Annotated in this window: 16 protein-coding genes, 1 tRNA gene and 1 pseudogene; 11 read left to right on the top strand and 7 right to left on the bottom strand. The window is 70.2% G+C overall.

From position 1 onward, the window contains the following. Positions 1 to 2: 2 nt before the first annotated feature. The 3 genes from FV233_RS05360 to FV233_RS05350 all read left to right on the top strand — a co-directional run bounded on the left by FV233_RS05360 (position 3) and on the right by FV233_RS05350 (position 3,315). Positions 3 to 806, top strand: a complete 804-nt coding sequence (locus tag FV233_RS05360; RefSeq protein WP_147896856.1) for a thiazole synthase — start codon at positions 3 to 5, stop codon at positions 804 to 806. Further along, positions 803 to 1,438, top strand: coding sequence for a thiamine phosphate synthase (locus tag FV233_RS05355; RefSeq protein ID WP_147896855.1), 636 nt, complete (start codon positions 803 to 805; stop codon positions 1,436 to 1,438). Before FV233_RS05360 ends, FV233_RS05355 begins: the two co-directional genes overlap by 4 nt. 179 nt (positions 1,439 to 1,617) lie before the next feature. Further along, positions 1,618 to 3,315, top strand: coding sequence for an ATP-binding cassette domain-containing protein (locus tag FV233_RS05350; protein ID WP_187278055.1), 1,698 nt, complete (start codon positions 1,618 to 1,620; stop codon positions 3,313 to 3,315). Positions 3,316 to 3,331: 16 nt separating this feature from the next. On the opposite strand, the gene FV233_RS05345 is transcribed toward FV233_RS05350, so the two are convergent. The 6 genes from FV233_RS05345 to map all read right to left on the bottom strand — a co-directional run bounded on the left by FV233_RS05345 (position 3,332) and on the right by map (position 9,230). Then, positions 3,332 to 4,081 (bottom strand): peptidase, encoded by a 750-nt coding sequence (locus tag FV233_RS05345; RefSeq protein WP_147855650.1) that lies wholly within the window; start codon positions 4,079 to 4,081, stop codon positions 3,332 to 3,334. 78 nt (positions 4,082 to 4,159) lie between these two features. Next, entirely contained in the window at positions 4,160 to 4,987 is an 828-nt protein-coding gene (locus FV233_RS05340; RefSeq protein ID WP_147855651.1) for a transglutaminase family protein, read from the bottom strand. Positions 4,988 to 5,111: 124 nt separating this feature from the next. Further along, complete coding sequence (locus FV233_RS05335) at positions 5,112 to 6,059, bottom strand: alpha-E domain-containing protein (protein WP_147855652.1); 948 nt, start codon at positions 6,057 to 6,059, stop codon at positions 5,112 to 5,114. Positions 6,060 to 6,123: 64 nt separating this feature from the next. Next, positions 6,124 to 7,563 carry a circularly permuted type 2 ATP-grasp protein gene (locus FV233_RS05330; protein WP_147855653.1) on the bottom strand — a complete coding sequence of 480 codons (1,440 nt, stop codon included), beginning with the start codon at positions 7,561 to 7,563 and terminating at the stop codon, positions 6,124 to 6,126. A gap of 95 nt (positions 7,564 to 7,658) precedes the next feature. Further along, positions 7,659 to 8,396, bottom strand: a complete 738-nt coding sequence (gene radC, locus FV233_RS05325) for a DNA repair protein RadC (protein WP_147896853.1) — start codon at positions 8,394 to 8,396, stop codon at positions 7,659 to 7,661. Between the two features lie 6 nt (positions 8,397 to 8,402). Continuing rightward, entirely contained in the window at positions 8,403 to 9,230 is an 828-nt protein-coding gene (gene map / locus FV233_RS05320; RefSeq protein WP_147855655.1) for a type I methionyl aminopeptidase, read from the bottom strand. Positions 9,231 to 9,444: 214 nt separating this feature from the next. Between map and FV233_RS05315 the strand changes: the two genes are divergently transcribed. From FV233_RS05315 to FV233_RS05275, 8 genes are all read left to right on the top strand, one after another. Next, on the top strand, positions 9,445 to 9,702 hold the full coding sequence (locus tag FV233_RS05315) for a zinc-finger domain-containing protein (protein ID WP_147896852.1): 258 nt from the start codon (positions 9,445 to 9,447) through the stop codon (positions 9,700 to 9,702). Between the two features lie 11 nt (positions 9,703 to 9,713). After that, complete coding sequence (locus tag FV233_RS05310) at positions 9,714 to 10,913, top strand: FAD-dependent monooxygenase (protein ID WP_147896851.1); 1,200 nt, start codon at positions 9,714 to 9,716, stop codon at positions 10,911 to 10,913. A 34-nt stretch (positions 10,914 to 10,947) separates the two neighbouring features. Beyond that, positions 10,948 to 11,034 (top strand) — tRNA-Leu (locus FV233_RS05305). A gap of 613 nt (positions 11,035 to 11,647) precedes the next feature. After that, the gene (gene rpoN, locus FV233_RS05300) at positions 11,648 to 13,219 is read left to right on the top strand and encodes an RNA polymerase factor sigma-54 (protein ID WP_147896850.1); all 1,572 of its coding nucleotides are present in this window, start codon (positions 11,648 to 11,650) and stop codon (positions 13,217 to 13,219) included. Between the two features lie 78 nt (positions 13,220 to 13,297). After that, complete coding sequence (glmU, locus tag FV233_RS05295; RefSeq protein ID WP_147896849.1) at positions 13,298 to 14,674, top strand: bifunctional UDP-N-acetylglucosamine diphosphorylase/glucosamine-1-phosphate N-acetyltransferase GlmU; 1,377 nt, start codon at positions 13,298 to 13,300, stop codon at positions 14,672 to 14,674. Positions 14,675 to 15,094: 420 nt separating this feature from the next. Further along, positions 15,095 to 15,532, top strand: coding sequence for a hypothetical protein (locus tag FV233_RS05285; RefSeq protein ID WP_147854272.1), 438 nt, complete (start codon positions 15,095 to 15,097; stop codon positions 15,530 to 15,532). Between the two features lie 151 nt (positions 15,533 to 15,683). Continuing rightward, entirely contained in the window at positions 15,684 to 17,510 is a 1,827-nt protein-coding gene (glmS, locus tag FV233_RS05280; RefSeq protein WP_147896848.1) for a glutamine--fructose-6-phosphate transaminase (isomerizing), read from the top strand. A gap of 24 nt (positions 17,511 to 17,534) precedes the next feature. After that, on the top strand, positions 17,535 to 18,686 hold the full coding sequence (locus FV233_RS05275; protein WP_147896847.1) for a M20 family metallopeptidase: 1,152 nt from the start codon (positions 17,535 to 17,537) through the stop codon (positions 18,684 to 18,686). Positions 18,687 to 18,964: 278 nt separating this feature from the next. Here the strand turns inward: FV233_RS05275 and FV233_RS05270 are convergent. Continuing rightward, positions 18,965 to 19,950 (bottom strand): annotated as a pseudogene (locus FV233_RS05270) (aldo/keto reductase). Between the last annotated feature and the right edge of the window lie 17 nt (positions 19,951 to 19,967).

Genomic DNA, 19,967 nt, shown 5'->3' with positions numbered 1-19,967 from the left:
CCATGGACCACACCGTCACGCCGCTGCGCCCCGAGACCGAGGCGGACCGCTTCACCATCGCAGGCGTGGAGCTGTCCTCGCGGCTGTTCATCGGCACCGCCAGCTACCCGACGCAGGCGATCATGCGCGACGCGGTCGCGGTGTCGGGGGCCGAGGTCGTCACCGCCTCGATCCGCCGGGTCTCACTCCAGGGCCACGGCTCGGACACCGTGCGGATCCTCAAGGGCAAGCGCTTCCTGCCTAACACCGCCGGCTGCGAGACCGCCCGCGACGCGATCATGACCGCCGAGCTCGCCCGCGAGGCGCTGGACACCAACTGGATCAAGGTCGAGGTGATCGGCGACCGAGAGACCCTCTATCCCGACGTGGCCGAGCTGATCGAGGCGTGCCGCCACCTGGTGGACGAAGGATTCGTGGTCCTGCCCTATTGCAACGACGATCCGGTCGTCTGCCAGCGCCTCGAGGATCTCGGCTGCGCCGCGATCATGCCGATGGGCTCGCTGATCGGCTCCGGCATGGGGGTCGCCAACCCGGCCAATATCGAGCTGATCTGCCGCCGTGCGCGCGTACCGGTGATCGTCGATGCCGGCATCGGCACCGCCTCGGACGCGGTCATCGCCATGGAACTCGGGGCGGCGGCCTGCCTGATCAACACCGCCATCGCCAAGGCCGACGACCCGGTGCGGATGGCCCGGGCCATGGGCCGCGCGGTCGAGGCCGGGCGCGATGCCTATTGCGCCGGCCGCATCCCCCGCCGCGGCCGGGCCGATCCGTCGAGCCCGCAACTCGGCCTCGTCGGCTCGTGAGACCCCTGCCGTCGCGGCTGCTGGCTGTGACGGACCGGCACGGCCACGCCCGGCCCCTGGCCGACACCGTGCAGGCGGCGCTCGACGGCGGCGTCCGCTGGGTCTGGTTCCGCGACCGCGACCTCGACCCGGAAGCGCGCCGCAGCCTCGGCGCCGGCATCGCCGCGAGGCTCCGCGCGGCGGGCGGGTTCCTGACGGTCGGCGGCGACATCGCCCTGGCCCGGGCGCTCGGGGCGGACGGCGTGCATCTCGGCGGCGGCACCGGGCCGGACTGGGTCTCGGCGGCCCGCGCGGCCCTCGGGCCGGATGCGCTGATCGGGATCTCGGCCCACGCACCCGTGGAGGTCGAGGCGGCCGCCAGGGCCGGCGCCGACTATGTCACCCTGAGCCCCGTCTTCCCCACCGCCAGCAAGCCCGGCTACGGCCCGGCCCTCGGTCCGGAAGGCATCGCGGCGGCCCGTCGCGCCGGCCTGCCGATCGTCGCCCTCGGCGGCGTCACGCCGGAGCGCATCCCCCTCTGCCGGGATGCGGGCGCGGCCGGGGTCGCCGTGATGGGCGCGCTGATGCACGCCGCCGAGCCCGCAGCCGCCGCCCGTCGCATCCTGGCGGCCTGGGAGGGGTGCGAGCCGTAACCCCCGTCGGGCGCACGCGGACGGCGTCTCCGGGTGGACCGCCGCGGAGCGGTCGCCAGCGCCGCGAATGTATGCCTCACTCCGCGCCCGATTCGGAGCGCGGGGGTGGTGTTGCGGGAGACCGATCGTCCTTTGGCTGGCGCTGGCTCGGCCGTTCGCTTGCGTTGCGCCGGGGACAGGTGACCCGGCTTCTGATCGCGATCGCGGCGGGATACGGCGCCGGGCTGGTCTTTCCGGTCGCCACCCAGCGCATCGTCGATGCGATCGTGGCCGGGCAGGCCGACCTGCACCTGCTCGGGCTGGCGCTGCTCGCGCTCCTGTCGATCGCCGCCGAGGTCGGGCTCACCGCGTTCCGGGGGCGCCTGACCATCGCGCTGGCGGTCTTCCTCGACCGCCGGATCTCCCGCCGCGTCTTCGCCCACCTGCTGCGGGTGCGGATCGACGGTGCCGGCTTCAAGTCCGGCGAGGTCCTGAACCACTTCCAGCAGATCACGAAGATCCGGGACTTCGTCCTGCATCAGATCCCGAACACGGTGATCGATGCCGGCGGCGCGCTCGTCGCCTTCGGCCTGGTCCTCTACTACGACGTCGCGGTCGGGGCGACGCTCGCGGTGGCGGCGCCGCTGATCGTCGTGATCGCCAGCAACCAGATCAGCGGCATCTGGAAATCCGCAAAGGCCTATTACCAGTCGATCAGCGTCCGGGACGGCACCCTGGCGGAGAGCGTCAACGGCCTGGCCACCGTGAAGGCGCTCGCCCTGGAAGCCGGGCGGATGCGGCGCTGGAATACGGTGACGGACAGCACGCTTGCCGAACTGAGCGGCGTCATGGACCTGCAGCGGCGCTACGGGCTGCGGTCCCAGGCGGTCTCGCGGGCGATGACGCTGCTGGTCATCGGCGTGGGCTGCTGGCGGATCTATGGCGGCCACCTGACGGTCGGCGAGTTCCTGGCGATCCAGGTGGTCGCGGCCCGCATCACCGGCCCGCTTCTCGGCAGCGCCGACATCCTGCGCATGGCCCAGGAGGTGAACGTCGCGATCCGCGAGATCGGCGGCTTCCTCGGCATGCCCCGCGAGCGGGCCGGCCGCCATCCGCCGCTGCGCCGGATCGGCCCCGGCGGCATCCGCCTCGACGGCGTCTCGTTGACCTATCCGGGGGCGGCGCGGCCGGCGCTGCGGGATCTCACGGCGACCCTACCCGAGCGCGGCATCGTGGCCATCGTCGGACGCAACGGCTCGGGCAAGTCGACCCTGCTGCGCATCCTGCTCGGCCTGCAGCGCGACTATAGCGGCCGGGTCGAGATCGGCGGCGCCGATCTGCGAGACTACGATCCCCGATGGCTGCGCGGCCGGATCGGCACCGTGGATCAGGATACGATGCTGTTCTCCGGCAGCGTGCGCGAAAACCTCGCCGCGCAACGCCCGGATGCGGCGGCCTTCGACGCGGCCCTGGACTTCGCCGGGCTGCGCGGACTCGTCGAGACCCTGCCCGAGGGTCTCGAGACGTCCCTCGGCGAGGGCGGCCGGACCCTGTCGGGCGGCCAGCGCCAGCGCCTGTCGATCGCCCGTGCGGTGATCCGCAACCCGCCGGTGGCGCTCCTCGACGAGCCGACCGCCTTCCTGGACCCGGAAGCCGCCCTCGCGCTGGAGCGCAACCTCACGGCCTGGGGCCGCGAGCGGCTGCTGATCCTCGTCACCCACCATCTCGCCGCGGCGCGCAAGGCCGACCGGATCCTGGTCCTCGACGACGGCCGCCTGCTCGGCGACGGGCGGCACGACGACCTGCTGCGAACCGTGCCGCTCTACGCGGCTTTGTGGGAGGATTACACGCGCGCCGTGGTCAGGAGCGCGGACCGGGCCATCGAGCCGGCCACCTGACCTTTCCGGGCCGGCCCTATTTGGCCGTCGGGCCGTAGGGCGGGCGCGGGATCGCCCGGTGCGCGGCCCGGAGCGCGGCCGACCAGCGCTCGCGCAGGTCGTGGAAATAACCCTCACCGGCCTCGATCCGATGGTTCACCTCGAGGTCGAGGCCGTTGCGGCGGGCGACCGCGATGTCGATCGGCAGGCCGACGCCGAGGTTCGACCGCATGGTCGAATCCATCGAGACGAGGCTCACTTTCAGGGCGTCGTAGAGGTCGCTCTCGAACTTCACCGCCCGGTCGAGGATCGGCTTGCCATATTTGTGCTCGCCGATCTGGAGGAAGGGCGCGTCGGTGCTGCACTCGATGAAGTTGCCGGCCGAGTAGATCAGGAACAGCCGCATGCCCTCGCCGGCGATCTGGCCGCCGAACAGCAGCGAGATCGAGAACCGGATGCTGGCCGCCTCGAACCCGTCCCGCTCGATCGCCCGCACCCGCCGGATGGCGCGCCCGATGAGCTGCGCCGCCTGGAACATCGTGGGCGCCTCGATCAGCTTCTGCGGCGGCTCGCCGTCGTCGCTGGGCACACCCTCCTGAAGCAGGCTCAGGACCGACTGGGTGATCGACAGGTTGCCGGCCGAAGCCAGCATCATCACCCGCTCGCCCGGCACGTTGAAGTGGTGGAGCTTACGGTAGGTCGAGATGTCGTCGAGCCCCGCATTGGTGCGGGTGTCGGCGACCATCACGAGCCCCTCCTCGACGAGGACACCGACGCAATAGGTCATGGATCTCGGGCTCTCGCGGGGTGGGCTTCCGGCTCCCGTCGAGCCGGCGGCCCGTCTTCCAGGGAATCGGGCGCAGAATCAGGATTGTGCGGCGTCCCTGCCTTGCTCGACGCGGAGCTTGACGTCCAGTGTCTCGGTCCCGCCTCCGGTGCGGCTGCCGCGGATCGGCGCCGCGCCCAGGTAGTCCAGCCCGGTGGCGACCCGGATGGTGCCGTCGGACGGGGTGTCCTGGTAGCAGGCGTCGAACGCCACCCAACCCAGATCCGGCACCAACGCCTCGGCCCAGCCGTGCGGCGCCTCGACATCGGCCTGGCCGTCGCCGCGCGCGCGGTACCCCGCGACGTAGCGGGCCGGGATGCCGAGATGGCGGGCGGCGGCGATGAAGACGTGGGTCAAATCCTGGCAGATGCCCTTGCCGGCGGCGAACGCCGTGGCGGCGGGCACGCCGTTGGCGGCCGGCCCCGGCTCGTAGACCACCGTCTGAGGAACGGCGTCGCGCAGGCGGTGCAGGAGCGCGAGCGGCTTGCTGTCGCCGTCGGTGGCGACCCGCTCGGCGAAGACCTGCAGCTCCGCGCTGGTCGTGCAGAGATCCGTGTCCCGCAGGTAGAACTCGTCAGGCAGGCGCTCGACCGTGCCGCGGACCACCCCGTGGGTATCCTCCGTGTCGACCGAGCCGGTGACCCGGATGGTCAGCGCGTCGGCCGGCGCGTCCGGGGTGAACCAGTGGACGATGTTGCCGAATCCATCCTCGCGGGCGGTCAGCCGCCCGTCGATGGAGGTGTCGATCCGCCAGGTGCGGACATATTGCCCGTCATGGTCCCGCGGCGTCAGGCGCATGACCTGGACGAGGCCGCGGGCCGGGTGCTCGTAGGTGTAGATGGTCTCGTGGACCACGCGGATGCGCATGCGCCGGGCCTGTCTGTCTTTCCGATTGCATCAACCCGAACGGGTGGTGCCGGCGTTCGGGCGACGACGATGCTTCGTCATACGCTCGGCGGATCGTCCCGGATCCGACCTCCGGGACGATCCGCTACCCGACCAGATACTGCTTCGCGATGGCTTCGCCCACCTTGTTGTTCTCCGCGATGAACGCCTCGACGAACTCGTGGAGCCCGGAGTTGAACACGCGGTCGATATCCTCGCTGTCGAGCTTGGCCAGCATGTTTCCGGCCAGGCGCTGGCTCGGGCCGCGGCGACCGTAGGCGTCGGCGACGAGATCGAGATACTCGACGATCACGCCGTAGCAATTGGCGAAGGATCGCGGCATCTGCTTGTTCAGCATCAGGAGGTCCGCCACCAGCAGCGGCTTGACGCTCTCGCGATAGACCCAGTGATAGGCGTTGAAGGCCGAGACTTCGCGCAGGATCGTGGTCCACTGGAAGTAGTCGAGGCTGCCGCCGACCGTCTCGTTCTGCGGCAGGAGGATCTGGTACTTCACGTCGAGGATGCGGGCAGTGTTGTCGGCCCGCTCGATCGCCGTGCCGAGGCGGGTGAACCAGAACGCGTCGTTGCGCAGCATGGTGCGGAAGGCCGAGCCGTCGAAGGTCAGCGAGACGGTCTTCACCCAGTCGAGGAAGCGGCTGAACTCGTCGCGGCTGAGTTCCTTGCCGGCGTAGTTGCGCAGCTCCAGCCAGGCGCCGTTGATCGCGTCCCACATCTCGGTGGTGAGCGCGGTGCGCACCGAGCGGGCGTTCTCGCGGGCCGATTCGATGCAGGAGCGGATCGACGAGGGATTGTGCGGGCTGAAGGCCAGGAAGTCGCAGACCGTGTCGGCATTGACGACGCTGTAATGCGGCTTGAACAGGTCCGGGTCGCCCGCCGAGGCGAGGGCGGATTCCCACTCGTTGGTCTCGCCGCCGCCGTAGCTGCTCGGCAGCGAGGCGAGCCGGTGCGCCGCGTCGAGGATGCGCGCGACGAAGTCGGCGCGCTCCACGTAACGCGAGAGCCAGAAGAGGTTGTCGGCAGTCCTGGAGAGCATGGTGTGCGAACTCGGATCGGCTCGGCGGCAGGCGGCGCGTCTGGATGGGTGAGGCGTTGAACCTTTAAGCGTCGAGCACCCAGGTGTCCTTCGTACCACCGCCCTGGCTGGAATTGACGACCAGGGACCCCTCTTTCAGCGCGACGCGGGTCAGCCCCCCGGGCACGATGCGGATCTGGTCCGCGCCGTTGAGCACGAAGGGCCGCAGGTCGACGTGGCGCGGGGCGACTCCGGAGGCCACGAAGGTCGGGCAGGTCGAGAGCGAGAGGGTCGGCTGGGCGATGAAGCCGTCCGGGGCATGCTTGAGCTTCTTGGCGAAATCCTCGATCTCGCGCTTGCTCGCATGCGGCCCGACCAGCATGCCGTAGCCGCCCGAGCCGTTGACCTCCTTCACCACCAGCTCGGACAGGTTGTCCATCACGTAGGCGAAGGACTCCTTCTCGCGGCAGCGATAGGTCGGCACGTTGTGCAGGATCGGCTCCTCGCCGGTGAAGAACTTCACGATCTCCGGCATGTAGCTGTAGACGGCCTTGTCGTCCGAGATGCCGGTGCCGACGGCGTTGGCCAGGGTCACGGAGCCGCGCTCGTACGCGTTCATCAGGCCCGGCACGCCGAGGACCGAATCGGGACGGAACACCAGGGGATCCAGGAAGTCGTCGTCGAGGCGGCGATAGATGACGTCCACCCGGCGCGGCCCCTCGGTGGTGCGCATGTAGACCACGTCGTCCTTGGTGAAGAGGTCGGACGCCTCCACCAGCTCGACGCCGAGCTTGTCGGCCAGGAACGAGTGCTCGTAGAAGGCCGAGTTGTAGCGGCCGGGGGTCAGCAGCACCACCGTCGGGTCGCGCGTGGTGGAGCCCGGTGCGAGGCTGCGCAAGGTCGCCAGCAGGGCGTCCGGGTAGTTCTCGACCGGCGCGACCCGGTGCTTGGAGAACAGGTCCGGGAACAGCCGCAGCATCACCTCCCGGTTCTCCAGCATGTAGGACACGCCGGACGGGATCCGGGCGTTGTCCTCCAGGACGAAGAAGTCCTTCTCGCCGGTGCGGACGATGTCGATGCCGGCCACGTGGACGTACAGGTCGTGCGGTACCCGGAACGAGCGCATCTCCATCCGGTAATGGGCGTTGCGGTAGACGAGGTCGGCCGGGATGATGCCGGCCTTGATGCATTCCTGCGCGCCGTAGACGTCCTTCAGGAACAGGTTGATCGCGGTCACCCGCTGCTTCAGCCCGCGCTCGAGGAAATCCCACTCCGGCTTGGTGATCACCCGCGGGATGATATCGAACGGGATCAGCCGCTCGGTCGATTCGTTGTCGCCGTAGACCGCGAAGGTGATGCCGATCCGGCGGAACAGCAGCTCGGCCTGGCTGCGGCGGGTGTTGAAATGCTCGGGCGGCGTGGTCTCGAGCCAGGTCTTCAGCTTGCCATAGGCGTCGCGGACGGCGGCCGGGTCGGCGGCGCCGTTGCCGATCCCGTTCATCTCGTCGAAGGCCGTCAACGCCATTCCGATTCTCCCTAACGCTCCCGCTCTTGAGGCAAGAGACGCGCCACCCAGCAGGGCTATACGCGCGGGCACCAACGCTCAAGTCGGCCGGAAGATCAGAACAGCTTGAGGCCTTTCAGGCTGGCATGTCCGTTTCGACCGAGGATGACATGGTCGTGCACCACAATTTTAAGGGGTGCCAGGATCGAGACGATCTCGCGGGTCATCGCCACGTCGGCCGCCGACGGGGCCGGGTCGCCCGAGGGATGGTTGTGGGCCAGGATGATCGCGGTCGCCGAGAGTTCCAGGGCCCGGCGGGCGACCTCCCGGGGATAGACCGGCGTGTGATCGACCGTGCCGCGGCCCTGGACCTCGTCGGCGATCAAGTGATTGCGCTTGTCGAGGAACAGGATGCGGAACTCCTCGCGTGCCGCGAACGCCATGGTGGCCCGCAGATACTCGCTCAGCGCGCTCCAGGAATTGAGCAGTTCGCGCTCGCGCAGTGCGCCGCGGGCGAGCCGCCGTCCCGCGGCCTCGATCAGCTTGAGGTCGGCCGCAACCCCGGCGCTCACGCCCTCGACCTCCATCAGACGGGCCGGCTCGGCACTCAGGACCTCGGCGAAGCTGCCGAACCGGGCGACCAGGGCCTTGGCCAGGGGCTTCACGTCCCGCCGGGGGATCGCCCGGAACAGGACAAGCTCCAGCAGCTCGTAGTCCGGCAGCGCCTCGGCCCCGGCTACCGCGAACTTCTCCCGCAGGCGGTCGCGGTGGCCGTGGAAATGCGGCGGTGGCTCCTTGGCGACGGGCGCGGCGCTGTCGGGGAACAGCCCGGCCGCTCCGTCGCCCGCCGCCATGGCCGGTCAGGCCGCCGGGTTGACGGGCTGATGCAGCCCCTTCGGCGAGACCGTGAAGATCTCGACGCCGGTCTCGGTCACCGCCACGGTGTGCTCGAACTGGGCCGAGAGCGAGCGGTCCCGGGTCACCGCGGTCCAGCCGTCGCCCAGGACCTTCACGGCCGGGCGGCCGAGATTGATCATCGGCTCGATCGTGAAGAACTGGCCGGGCTTCAGGGGCACGTCGTAGCTGGCCTCGACGTAGTGCAGGATCGTCGGGGCGTCGTGGTAGATCCGCCCGAGCCCGTGGCCGCAGAAGTCGCGCACCACCGAGCAGCGCTCGCTCTCGGCGAACGTCTGGATCGCCCGGCCGATATCGTTGGTCGATCCGCCCGGCTTCACGGCCGCGACGCCGCGCATCAGCGCCTCGTAGGTGATCTCGCACAGGCGCTGCGCCTTGCGGGGAACCTCGCCGACATAGGCCATCCGGCTTGAATCGCCGTGCCAGCCATCGAGGATCAGGCAGCAATCCAGGTTGACGATGTCGCCCTCGCGCAGGGGCTTGTCGTTCGGGATGCCGTGGCAGACCACGTGATTGATCGAGGTGCAGATCGACTTCGGATAGCCGCGATAGAGCAGCGAGGCCGGATAGGCGCCGTGATCCATGGCGAAGGTGTAGGCGAGCTTGTCGAGGTCCTCGGTGGTGACGCCGGGCTGGGTCGCCTCCATCAGGACATCCAGGGCCTCGGCCGTCAGGCGCCCGGCCCGGCGCATGCCCTCGAATCCCTCCGGGCCGTGGATCGGCGGCTCCGGCGCCCGGCGCGTACCCTGCGCGGTGGCCTGTTCCTGTTGCATCGTCGAGACTTTTTGCGGCGTCGGAGGACGGGTGTCCCTCATATGTACGGCGCGGGGCGCGGCAGGCCAAGCCGCATGCGCGGAACGGCGCGCGGACGCGCGGCGGGGGAGGCTTGCGCGGGCCGCGGGGCTGGCGGCATAAGCGGGATCATGGCGCCCGGGGATGCCCGGGCAGATTCGCCCCGTGGACGGGTCTGGGGCAGGCGAGGGCCGTATGGCAGGCAAGGCGGTACCGCACTTCCACAACGAGCCGGGCGTCCCGGTGGTCGCTGTCGGGGTGAAGGAATTCATGTGCATCGGCGCGCTGCCGCCGTTCGATCACCCGCACGTGTTCCTCGACATGGGCGCCGACACCGAGATCATCTGCCAGTACTGCTCGACGCTCTATCGCTACCGCGCCGGCCTCAAGGCCGACGAGGCGGATCCGCAGGCCTGCGTCTGGCACGACACGGCCTCGGTCGCCGCGGAGTAGCACACCCCACATTGCCCACGGACAGTCGAACGCCCTTGGAAATCGGGATCGTCGGGGCCGGGATCGGCGGTCTGACCGCCGCCCTGGCGCTGTCGGATGCCGGGCATTCCGTCACGGTGATCGAGCGCCGCACCGGCTTCAGCGAAGTCGGGGCCGGGATACAGATCTCCCCGAACGCCAGCCGGGTGCTGGCCGACCTCGGCCTCTCTGCAGCGCTGCGCAGGGCCGCGAGCGAGCCGCCGGCGGTCGAGGTCCGCGCCCTCGACAGCGGCCGGAGGATCGGCGGCGTCAGCCTCGGCGGGCCGGCGCAGCAGCGCTTCGGTGCGCCCTATTACGTGATCCACCGGGCCGACCTGCAGACGCTGCTGCTCGACGCCCTGCGCAGCCGCCCGGCGATCCGCCTGATGATGGGCCGCGCCATCACCGGGCTGGCCGAGACCGATGCCGGCGCGGTCCTGACCGCCGAGAGCAGCAGCGGCGGCACGCAGGCCTTGCCGTTCGACCTCGTCATCGGCGCCGACGGCCTGCGCTCCCGCCTGCGCGGCCATCTCGACGCGGCCCCGATCCGGCCGGGCCGCGCGGCCGCATGGCGCGCCCTGATCCCGAGCGAGGCGGTGCCGGAGCCGCTGCAGGGCCCGGCCACCGGCCTGTGGCTCGGCCGCGGCCGGCACGTCGTCCACTATCCGGTGCGGAGCGGACGCTTCCTCAACGTCGTGGCGGTGGTGCCCGAGGCGGTGGGCGACGAGGATTGGGGCCGCCTCGGCGAGCCCGCCGTGCTGCGCGCCCATTTCCGTGGCTGCGCCGGACCGCTGCGCGACCTTCTGGGCCTGCCCGATTCCTGGCTGGTCTGGTCACTCGCCGACCGGACCGTGGCCCGCCCGCTGGCCTCCGGCCGGGTCGCGCTGATCGGGGACGCCGCCCATCCGGTCCTGCCCTACCTGGCACAGGGCGCGGCCCTCGCGATCGAAGACGCCGCCGTGCTGACGCGCTCGCTCACCGACCACGCGGACGTCCCGGCGGCGCTCGCGGCTTACGCCACGGACCGCACCGCCCGGGTGCGGCGGGTGCAGAAGGCCGCCCGCGCCAACGGCCGGACCTACCACGCCGGCGGCCTCGTGGGCCTCGCCCGCAACGCCGTCATGGCCCGCCTCGGCCCCGACGGCATGCGCGACCGCTACGCCTGGCTGTACAGCTGGACGCCCCCGGCTTGATCGCGTGCCCCGTCGCGGCTACCGAGGGGCCCATGCGGACGTGGCGGAACCGGTAGACGCACGAGACTTAAAATCTTGCGGCCGCAAGGCCGTGCGGGTTCGAGTCCCGCCGTCCGCACCAGATGCTTTTTGCGTCGCAACGCCCCCGACCAGCAGCCTGACAGCGCCCGTCGTCCACACCCATGGTCCCTAGCGCACGTTGCAGCCCTGCGGGCAGCCTCTTGCCGATCCACCGGCTTGCGCCGGTCGCGGGCGCGGCGGAACTCTTCCTCGGCATGCCTCGACCAGTCCAACGTTCTGCGAAGAGCAGTCAGAACGGCGTAAACCGAAAATACCGACATCTAAAATTTCGCAAATTACTTGTTAATCTAAAGCACGATCTTTTAATTAACTGCCAACGTAACCCGTTTCATTCCATAATATCGCGTTTCGGCCGGACTATATCGTCGGACAGTTCTGCGGTAGCCTGAGCGGATGCTCGTACCTGCTCCGGGGCCGCTGCAGACGTGCAGAGCTTCGTTAAAGCTTCGTCGCGAGATTGGAGACCCATCGGATGTGGCTTCGGCACCACGAGCCGGCCCCGAACAGGAACTTGCCAACACCGTTGAGCAGCCACGTACTTTGACGGGCGCTGGAGATCGGTTTAGAGGTGATCGTGCACGAGAAGCAATAACCATGCCGCTGGCAGCGTCGCCCGGCTGGTCGTTCACGCTGAAAGGGCATTGGGGCCGCTGATGAGTTTGGTGCAACGGCTGGAAGTGCGTCAGGGCCAGGCCCTGGTGATGACGCCGCAGCTCCTGCAAGCGATCAAACTCCTGCAACTGTCGCACCTCGATCTCGCCGCCTATGTCGAGACCGAGCTGGAGCGGAACCCCCTGCTGGAACGCGCCGAAGCCGATGGCCCCGCGACCGGTGACGCGGACGCGGCCGGTCCGTCGAGCGAGACCTCGGGCGAGCCGTTCGACGCATCCGACCCCGATTCGTGGCAACCGCCGGAACTCAATCCGAGTCGCGGTGAGATTGACACCGATTTCGACGCGCGGCTCGACAACGTCTTCCCCGACGACGCCCCGACGCAGGTCCAGGAATCCTCCGCGGGCGACATGCTCTCACTGACCCCGCCGCCCTACGGCAGCAGCGGTGGCAGCTTCGATTCCGAGGCGCCGGATTTCGAGGCGGCCCTGACGGCCGAGATTTCCCTGCGCGACCACCTCGTGGGCCAGCTCGAGCTGGCGACCCGGGATCCGGTCGAGCGGCTGATCGGCGGGTTCCTGATCGACGCGGTCGACGAGGCCGGATACCTGCGCGAGACGGTCGAGGGCGTGGCCCAGCGCCTCGGCGCGGACGCCGACACGGTGGCCCGGGTGCTGACCCAGGTCCAGAGCTTCGACCCACCCGGCATCGCCGCCCGGGACCTCGCCGAGTGCCTGGCGATCCAGCTGCGCGAGCGCGACCGGTACGACCCTGCGATGCAGGCCCTGGTCTCCCGCCTCGACCTCGTGGCCAAGCGCGATTTCACCGCCCTGCGCCGCCTGTGCGGCGTCGACGACGAGGATCTCGTCGAGATGCTGGGCGAGATCCGGAGGCTCGATCCGAAGCCCGGACGCGCCTTCGGCTCCAGCGCCGTCGAGGTGCTGATCCCGGACGTGTTCGTCCGCGCCGCCCCGGACGGGTCCTGGCTGGTCGAACTCAATGGCGAGGCGCTGCCGCGGGTGCTGGTCAACCAGAGCTACTATGCCCGGGTCGTCCGCGGCGCCTCCGCCGAGGGCGACAAGGCCTTCCTGTCCGAGGCGCTGCAGAACGCCAACTGGCTCACCCGATCGCTGGAACAGCGGGCCCGCACGATCCTGAAGGTCGCCACCGAGATCGTGCGCCAGCAGGACGGGTTCTTCGTCCACGGCGTCACGCATCTGCGCCCGCTGAACCTCAAGACCGTGGCCGAGGCGATCGGCATGCACGAATCGACCGTGTCCCGGGTCACCTCCAACAAGGCGATCGGCACGAGCCGCGGCACCCTGGAGATGAAGTACTTCTTCACCGCGGCGATCCCGGGCGCGGCCGGCATGGCGGCGCATTCCTCGGAAGCGGTGCGCCACCGGATCAAGCAGTTGGTGGACGGCGAGACGCCGGACGACGTGCTCTCCGACGACGCGCTGGTGCAGAAGCTGCGCAGCGAGGGCGTCGACATCGCCCGCCGGACCGTGGCAAAATACCGGGAATCCCTCCGGATCCCGAGTTCGATCGAGCGCCGCCGCGAGCATTACGCCCACGGCACCGCCCATCACGGGGCGCTGGCGCTGCGCTGAGACTCTGCGGGACGGCCTTGCGCCGCGCCGCCGTCCGGCCCATCGGTCGCGCGCCGAATGATGACGCCCGGACCCGCGATGACTTCGACCGCCCAGCCCCCACGCAGCCTCACCGCCATCGTGCTCGCGGCCGGGAAGGGCACGCGGATGCGCTCGGACCTGCCGAAGGTGCTCCACCGGGTCGCCGGGCGCAGCATGCTGGGCCATGTGCTGGCCGCCGTGCAGGCAGCGGGCGCCGGCCGGATCGCCGTGGTGGCCGAGCCCGGCCGCGGTGACGTCGCCGCCGAGATCGCCCGGGAGGCGCCCGGCGCGCAGGTCTTCCCGCAGGCCGAGCGCCTGGGCACCGCCCACGCGGTGCTGGCCGCCCGGGCCGTGCTCGAAGCGCCCGATGACGACGTGGTCATCGCCTTCGGCGACACGCCGCTGATCAGCGCCGAAACCTTTCTGCGCCTTCGCGCGCCCCTGGCGGAGGGTGCAGCGGTCGCCGTGCTCGCGTTCGAGAGCCCGACTCCGACCGGCTACGGCCGGGTGCTCACCGAAGGCAGCCGAGTCCTCGCGATCCGCGAGGAAAAGGATGCGAGCCCGGCCGAGCGGGCCGTGACCCTGTGCAATGCCGGTCTCATGGCCTTGGCAGGACGGCACGCGCTGGCGCTGCTCACGCGCATCGGCAACGACAACGCCGCCGGCGAATACTATCTGCCCGACGCGGTGGCGCTCGCGGCTGCCGAGGGACTCTCGGTGTCGGTCGTCCCCGTGGACGAGGCGGAGGCGCAGGGCGTCAACGACCGCATCCAGCTTGCCGTGGCCGAGGCCGCGATCCAGGTCCGGCTGCGCCGCAGCGCCATGCTGGGCGGCGCTACGCTCGTCGCCCCCGAGACGGTGTTCCTGAGCCACGACACGATCCTCGGACGCGACGTGGTGGTGGAGCCGCACGTGGTGTTCGGGCCGGGCGTCCGGGTCGGGGACGGCTGCACGGTGCGGGCCTTCGCGCACCTCACCGACACCGTCCTCGAAGGTGGCGTTCGCATCGGGCCGTTCGTGCGGCTGCGCGGCCATGCCGTCCTCGAGACCGGCGCGGAACTCGGCAACTTCGTCGAACTCAAGAACGCCCGGATGGGCGCGGGCGCCAAGGCCGCGCACCTCACCTATCTCGGCGACGCGGAGATCGGCGCGAAGGCCAATATCGGCGCCGGCACGATCACCTGCAATTACGACGGCGTTCTCAAGCACCGGACCACGATCGGCGCCGGCGCCTTCATCGGCTCGAATTCGGCGCTCGTCGCCCCGGTCACCATCGGGGAGGGCGCCTACGTGGCCTCCGGCTCGGTGATCACCGACGACGTGCCGGCGGACGCCATGGCGGTCGCCCGCGGCCGACAGACTGTGAAGCCCGGCTGGGCGGCGGAGAAGCGGGCGGCGCTGCTGGCCGAGAAGGCCCGGCGCGGCAAGGTATAAGGAACGCAGGCTGGCGCTAGCGCGAAGGCCGTCGTACATTTCTGTACGATCTGGACGGGAAGGCGCCTGATCGCGTGGGATGGCCGACACGCATCAGGGGATTCGCTGATGACGCGGGACGCTCTCATTCGCGCCCTTCGGCGATACGCGCGCAGACGCGGCTTGGCCCTAGCCGTGGACCGGCAGCGTGGCAAAGGCAGCCATTTCCGCGTTCGATTGGGAGAGGCGGTGACGACGATCCAGAGCGGGGATCTCAGTCCCTTCCACGTCGACAGAATCTGTCGACAGCTCAAGGTCGCTGTGTCGGATCTCTAAAGCGTCGTCCCTAGCCGCGCACCGGCGTTCGAATGAGCGATGGACGACCATCGAAGACCTCGCAGGCAACGCCTGCGTCACGATCCAGGATGAGGAGCACACAGGATGCCGAGCGATTGGGTCTATCCTGTCGAGCTTCGCCGGGAGGGCGGCGAAATTCACGCCTATACGGATTCGCTACCGGAGGCGATCGCATCCGGCACCACCGAAGCGGAAGCGCTGGCGGAGATGGGCCACGCGCTGACGGCGGCGGTTCGCGGCCGGATCAAAGACGGCATGGACCTGGAGCCTCCCGGCGCGGCGCCATCGGGAGCAGCAAGCCACGCGGTTCCCCTTCCAGCCCGGCTGGCGGCCAAGGCCGCCGTCTACGCGGCCTGGAAGCGCTCCGGCCTCAGCAAGATGGCGTTCGCCGATCGCATCGGCCGCGGGGAGAGCGAGGTACGGCGCATCCTCGATCCCGACCATGGCACGAAGCTCGACCAGATGGAGGAGGCGGCCGTCGCGCTGGGCGGACGGCTCCGCGTCACCTTCGAGGAAGCCTGAGCCACCGAGCCGGCCCAATGTCATCGGGGCTGGCCCTGCGCCATCGCGATCCGGTACAAGGCGCGCTCGGCACCGCGTTGCGCGGGGCGGCCTGGACCTTGCGCGGCGTGCCCGCGCTCAACGGCCGGGCGTTACAGCGAGAGACACGTCCATGTGCGGCATCGTCGGCATCGTCGGGCGCGACGCGGTGGCGGGGCAGGTGATCGAGGCCCTGCGGCGGCTCGAATACCGCGGCTACGATTCCGCCGGCATCGCCACCCTGGAGCACGGGCGCCTGGAGCGGCGCCGCGCCTCGGGCAAGCTGGTCAACCTGGAGGCCCGGCTCGCGCAGGAGCCGCTCACCGGCACGATCGGCATCGGCCACACCCGCTGGGCGACGCACGGCCGGCCCAACGAGACCAACGCCCACCCGCACGCCACCAAGCGTCTCGCCGTCGTCCATAACGGCATCATCGAGAACTTCCGCGAGCTGAAGGCCGAGCTGGAGGCCGACGGCGTCGTGTTCGAGAGCCAGACCGACACCGAGGTCGTGGCCCAGCTGGTCAGTCGCAACATGGACCGGCAGATGAGCCCGGTCGATGCGGTCGCCGCCGCCCTGCCGCGGCTGCGCGGCGCCTTCGCGCTGGCCTTCATCTTCTCCGGCGAAGAGAACCTGCTGATCGGCGCCCGGCACGGCGCGCCGCTCGCGGTCGGCTTCGGCCAGGGCGAGACCTATCTCGGCTCCGACGCCCTGGCGCTCGCCCCGTTCACCGACGCCATCACCTACCTCGACGAGGGCGACTGGGCGATCCTGACTCGGGACGGCGCCGAGATCCGCGACCAGTCCGGCGCCCGCGTCGCGCGCCCGCGCCAGAAGATCGCCACGCAGGCCTACCGGATCGACAAGGGCGAGTACCGCCACTTCATGGCGAAGGAGATCCACGAGCAGCCCGAGGTGGTGGGCCGCACGCTCGCCCACTACGTCGACATGGCCAACGGCCGGGTGATGCTGCCCGAGGCGCTGCCCTTCGACTTCGCCAAGCTCAGCCGCGTCTACATCACCGCCTGCGGCACGGCGTTCTATGCCGGTCTCGTGGCGCGCTACTGGTTCGAGCAGGTGGCGCGCTTACCCGTGGAGATCGACGTCGCCTCCGAGGCCCGCTACCGCGAGGCGCCGCTCGAGAAGGACGGGCTGACGCTCGTCATCTCGCAATCGGGCGAGACCGCCGACACCCTGGCCTCGCTGCGCTACGCCAAGAGCCAGGGCCAGCACACGCTCTGCGTCGTCAACGTGCCGACCTCGACCATCGCGCGGGAATCCTCCGTGGTGATGCCGACGCTCGCCGGCCCTGAGATCGGCGTTGCCTCGACCAAGGCGTTCTCGTGCCAGCTCACCGTGCTGCTGTGCCTGGCCATCGCGGCCGGCCGGGCGCGGGGCACGCTGGACGAGGCCGGGGAGCGCCGGCTGGTGGATGCGCTGATCAAGGCCCCGGGCCTGATGGCCGAGGCGCTGACCCGCGAATCGGAGATCGAGCTTCTGGCCCGGGACGTCGCGAAGGCGCGGGACGTGCTCTATCTCGGCCGCGGCACCAGCTACCCGATGGCGCTGGAGGGCGCGCTGAAGCTGAAGGAGATCAGCTACATCCACGCCGAGGGCTATGCGGCGGGCGAGCTGAAGCACGGGCCGATCGCGCTGATCGACGAGAGCGTGCCGGTGATCGTGATCGCGCCCCACGACGCGGTGTTCGAGAAGACGGTGTCGAACATGCAGGAGGTCGCCGCCCGGGGCGGACGCATCGTGCTGATCGGCGACGCCAAGGGCGCGGCCGAGCACGGGCTCGACACGATGGCCACCGTGACCATGCCGGACCTCGACGCCACGGTGGCACCGATCGTGTACGCGGTGCCGATCCAGCTGGTGGCCTACCACACCGCGGTGTTCATGGGGAAAGACGTCGACCAGCCCCGGAACCTCGCCAAGTCGGTCACCGTGGAATAGCCGCACCGCCGAGCGAGGACTCCGATGACCGAGAGAGACGCCGCCGCGATCCGCTGGCTCGAAGGGCAGGAGGGCGCCATGCTGGCCCTGCTCGAAGAGCTGGTGAACATCGATTCCGGCTCCTACGACAAGGCCGGGGTCGACGCGGTGGGCGCCCGCATCGCGTTCTTCCTGGCCGAGCACGGCGTCTCGGTCACCACCATCCCGGTGGAGGATTACGGCGACGCGCTGAGGGCGCAGGTCGCCGGGTCAGGGGGCGCCAACCGGCCGATCGTGCTGATGGGCCACCGCGACACCGTCTTCCCGAAGGGCGAGGTCGCCCACCGGCCGTTCCGGATCGCGGAGGGCCGCGCCTACGGGCCGGGCGTCGCCGACATGAAGGCCGGGCTGGTGATGAACGCCTTCGTGCTGGCCGCCTTCCACCGGGCCGGCGGCGCACCGGTGCCGCTGGTCGGCCTGTTCACCAGCGACGAGGAGATCGGCTCGCCGGCCTGCCGGCCGATCATCGAGGAAACCGCCCGCGGCGCCCGCGCGGTGCTGAACGCGGAGCCCGGCCGACCGACCGGGAACGTCGTCACCGGCCGCAAGGGCGGCGTGTTCATGCACCTTGAGGTCCACGGCCGGGCTGCCCATTCCGGCGGCAACTACGCCGACGGGCGCAGCGCCATCGGCGAACTCGCCCACAAGATCACCGCGCTCCACGCGATCACCGATCTCGACCGCGGCATCACGGTGAATGTCGGGCTGGTCTCGGGCGGCCAGTCGGTGAACACCGTGGCGCCCCGGGCGACCTGCGAGATCGACCTGCGCTACGTCACCCCGGCGGACCGCGACGCGGCCATGGGCCGGATCGCCGCGATCGTGGCGGGTGCGACCGTGCCGGATACCCGCGCGCAGCTGACCATCAAGGGCGAGTTCCTGCCCCTGGTGCAGGACGAGGCTTCGCGTGCGCTGTTCGAGACCTACGCGCAGGTCAGCGCGCAGCACGGCGTCCGGATCGAGGGCGAGTTCGCCGGCGGCTGCGCCGATTCCGGCTTCACCGCGAGCGTCGGCTGCCCCACGCTGTGTGCGGTCGGGCCAGTCGGCGGCAAGGCGCATTCGCCCGAGGAATATCTGGAGGTGGCGAGCCTCGTCCCGCGGGCGCGGGCCATCGCCGAAACCATCGCGGCGGCTTGAATAGGTATTCGAACGCGTGATCTCGGTCACAGGACGTTGACGAACAACGAGAATCCAAATCTCCTCCTCGTCCTGAGGTGCCGGGCGAGCGCAGATCGCCCGGCCTCGAAAGAGCCCTCCAGCCAGCCAAGCGCCTTCTGGAGGGCTCCTTCGAGGCCCGCTGACGCGGGCTCAGGATGAGGCCGAGGATGGGATTGCCGTCGTCAGTCTCGCTTTGAGCCGTGCCCCTCTTTGTCGGGCTCGGGGCAGCGGTGCGTCATCGCTCTTCCGGCCCGCACTCAGCCCTCGACCAAAGCCAGCGCGGCCTCGGTGTAGCGATTGCCGCTGACCGCCTCCGGGGGCATCGCCGCGTCGATGGCGGCGAGGTCGTCGGCATCGACGCGGCGGCGGCGTTCTCTTCGAGATGGCGGATCTTGCGGGCGCCCGGAATCGGCACGATGCCGTCGCCCCGGTGGAGCACCCAGGCCAGGGCGAGCTGGGCCGGCGTGACGCCCTTGGCGGCCGCCATGGCGGCCAGCGCGTCGATCAGCTTCTCGTTGGCCGCCAGGTTCTCCGCCTCGAAGCGCGGCAGGGTGCGGCGGAAATCGTCGGCTCCGAGGCTGCCCAGGTCCCGGATCGCCCCGGTGAGCAGGCCGCGGCCGAGGGGGCTGTAGGGCACGAAGCCGATGCCCAGCTCGGCGCAGGTCGGCAGCACCGCGGCCTCCGGCTCACGGCTCCACAGGGAATACTCGCTCTGCACTGCGGCGATCGGATGGACCGCGTGGGCGCGCCGGATCGTGGCTGCGCCGGCCTCGGACAGGCCCAGCGCGCGCACTTTACCGGCGCGCACGAGGTCCGCCATCGCGCCGACCGTGTCCTCGATCGGAACGGCGGGATCGACCCGGTGCTGGTAGAACAGGTCGATCACCTCGACGCCGAGGCGCTGCAGCGACGCGTCGCAGACCGCGCGGACATGCTCGGGGCGGCTGTCGACGCCGACGATCCGGTCCCGGCCCTCTCCGGTCTCGGCAATCTTGAATCCGAACTTGGTGGCGATGACCACCTGGTCGCGCACCGGCGCCAGGGCCTTGCCGACCAGCTTCTCGTTCTCGAACGGCCCGTACATCTCGGCGGTATCGAAGAAGGTGACGCCGAGATCGACCGCCCGGCGCAGGGTGACGACGGCCTCAGCCTCCGGCTGGCCGCCATAGCCGAAGCTCATGCCCATGCAACCGAGGCCAAGGGCGGAGACGACGAGTTCGGAACCGAGTCGACGCTGTTGCATGGGATTCCCTAAGGGTT

The sequence above is a fragment of the Methylobacterium sp. WL7 genome (assembly GCF_008040085.1).
GTDB classification, from domain to species: Bacteria; Pseudomonadota; Alphaproteobacteria; order Rhizobiales; family Beijerinckiaceae; genus Methylobacterium; species Methylobacterium mesophilicum.
This window is presented reverse-complemented; position numbering and strand designations above follow the sequence as displayed.

Bases quoted from the DNA above. Each gene is read 5' to 3' on its own strand.
- FV233_RS05360 (WP_147896856.1), top strand. From the start codon at position 3: ATGGACCACACCGTCACGCCGCTGCGCCCCGAGACCGAGGCGGACCGC.
- FV233_RS05345 (WP_147855650.1), bottom strand. From the start codon at position 4,081: ATGACCTATTGCGTCGGTGTCCTCGTCGAGGAGGGGCTCGTGATGGTC.
- FV233_RS05340 (WP_147855651.1), bottom strand. From the start codon at position 4,987: ATGCGCATCCGCGTGGTCCACGAGACCATCTACACCTACGAGCACCCG.
- FV233_RS05335 (WP_147855652.1), bottom strand. From the start codon at position 6,059: ATGCTCTCCAGGACTGCCGACAACCTCTTCTGGCTCTCGCGTTACGTG.
- FV233_RS05330 (WP_147855653.1), bottom strand. From the start codon at position 7,563: ATGGCGTTGACGGCCTTCGACGAGATGAACGGGATCGGCAACGGCGCC.
- radC (WP_147896853.1), bottom strand. From the start codon at position 8,396: ATGGCGGCGGGCGACGGAGCGGCCGGGCTGTTCCCCGACAGCGCCGCG.
- map (WP_147855655.1), bottom strand. From the start codon at position 9,230: ATGCAACAGGAACAGGCCACCGCGCAGGGTACGCGCCGGGCGCCGGAG.
- FV233_RS05315 (WP_147896852.1), top strand. From the start codon at position 9,445: ATGGCAGGCAAGGCGGTACCGCACTTCCACAACGAGCCGGGCGTCCCG.
- rpoN (WP_147896850.1), top strand. From the start codon at position 11,648: ATGAGTTTGGTGCAACGGCTGGAAGTGCGTCAGGGCCAGGCCCTGGTG.
- glmU (WP_147896849.1), top strand. From the start codon at position 13,298: ATGACTTCGACCGCCCAGCCCCCACGCAGCCTCACCGCCATCGTGCTC.
- FV233_RS05285 (WP_147854272.1), top strand. From the start codon at position 15,095: ATGCCGAGCGATTGGGTCTATCCTGTCGAGCTTCGCCGGGAGGGCGGC.
- glmS (WP_147896848.1), top strand. From the start codon at position 15,684: ATGTGCGGCATCGTCGGCATCGTCGGGCGCGACGCGGTGGCGGGGCAG.
- FV233_RS05275 (WP_147896847.1), top strand. From the start codon at position 17,535: ATGACCGAGAGAGACGCCGCCGCGATCCGCTGGCTCGAAGGGCAGGAG.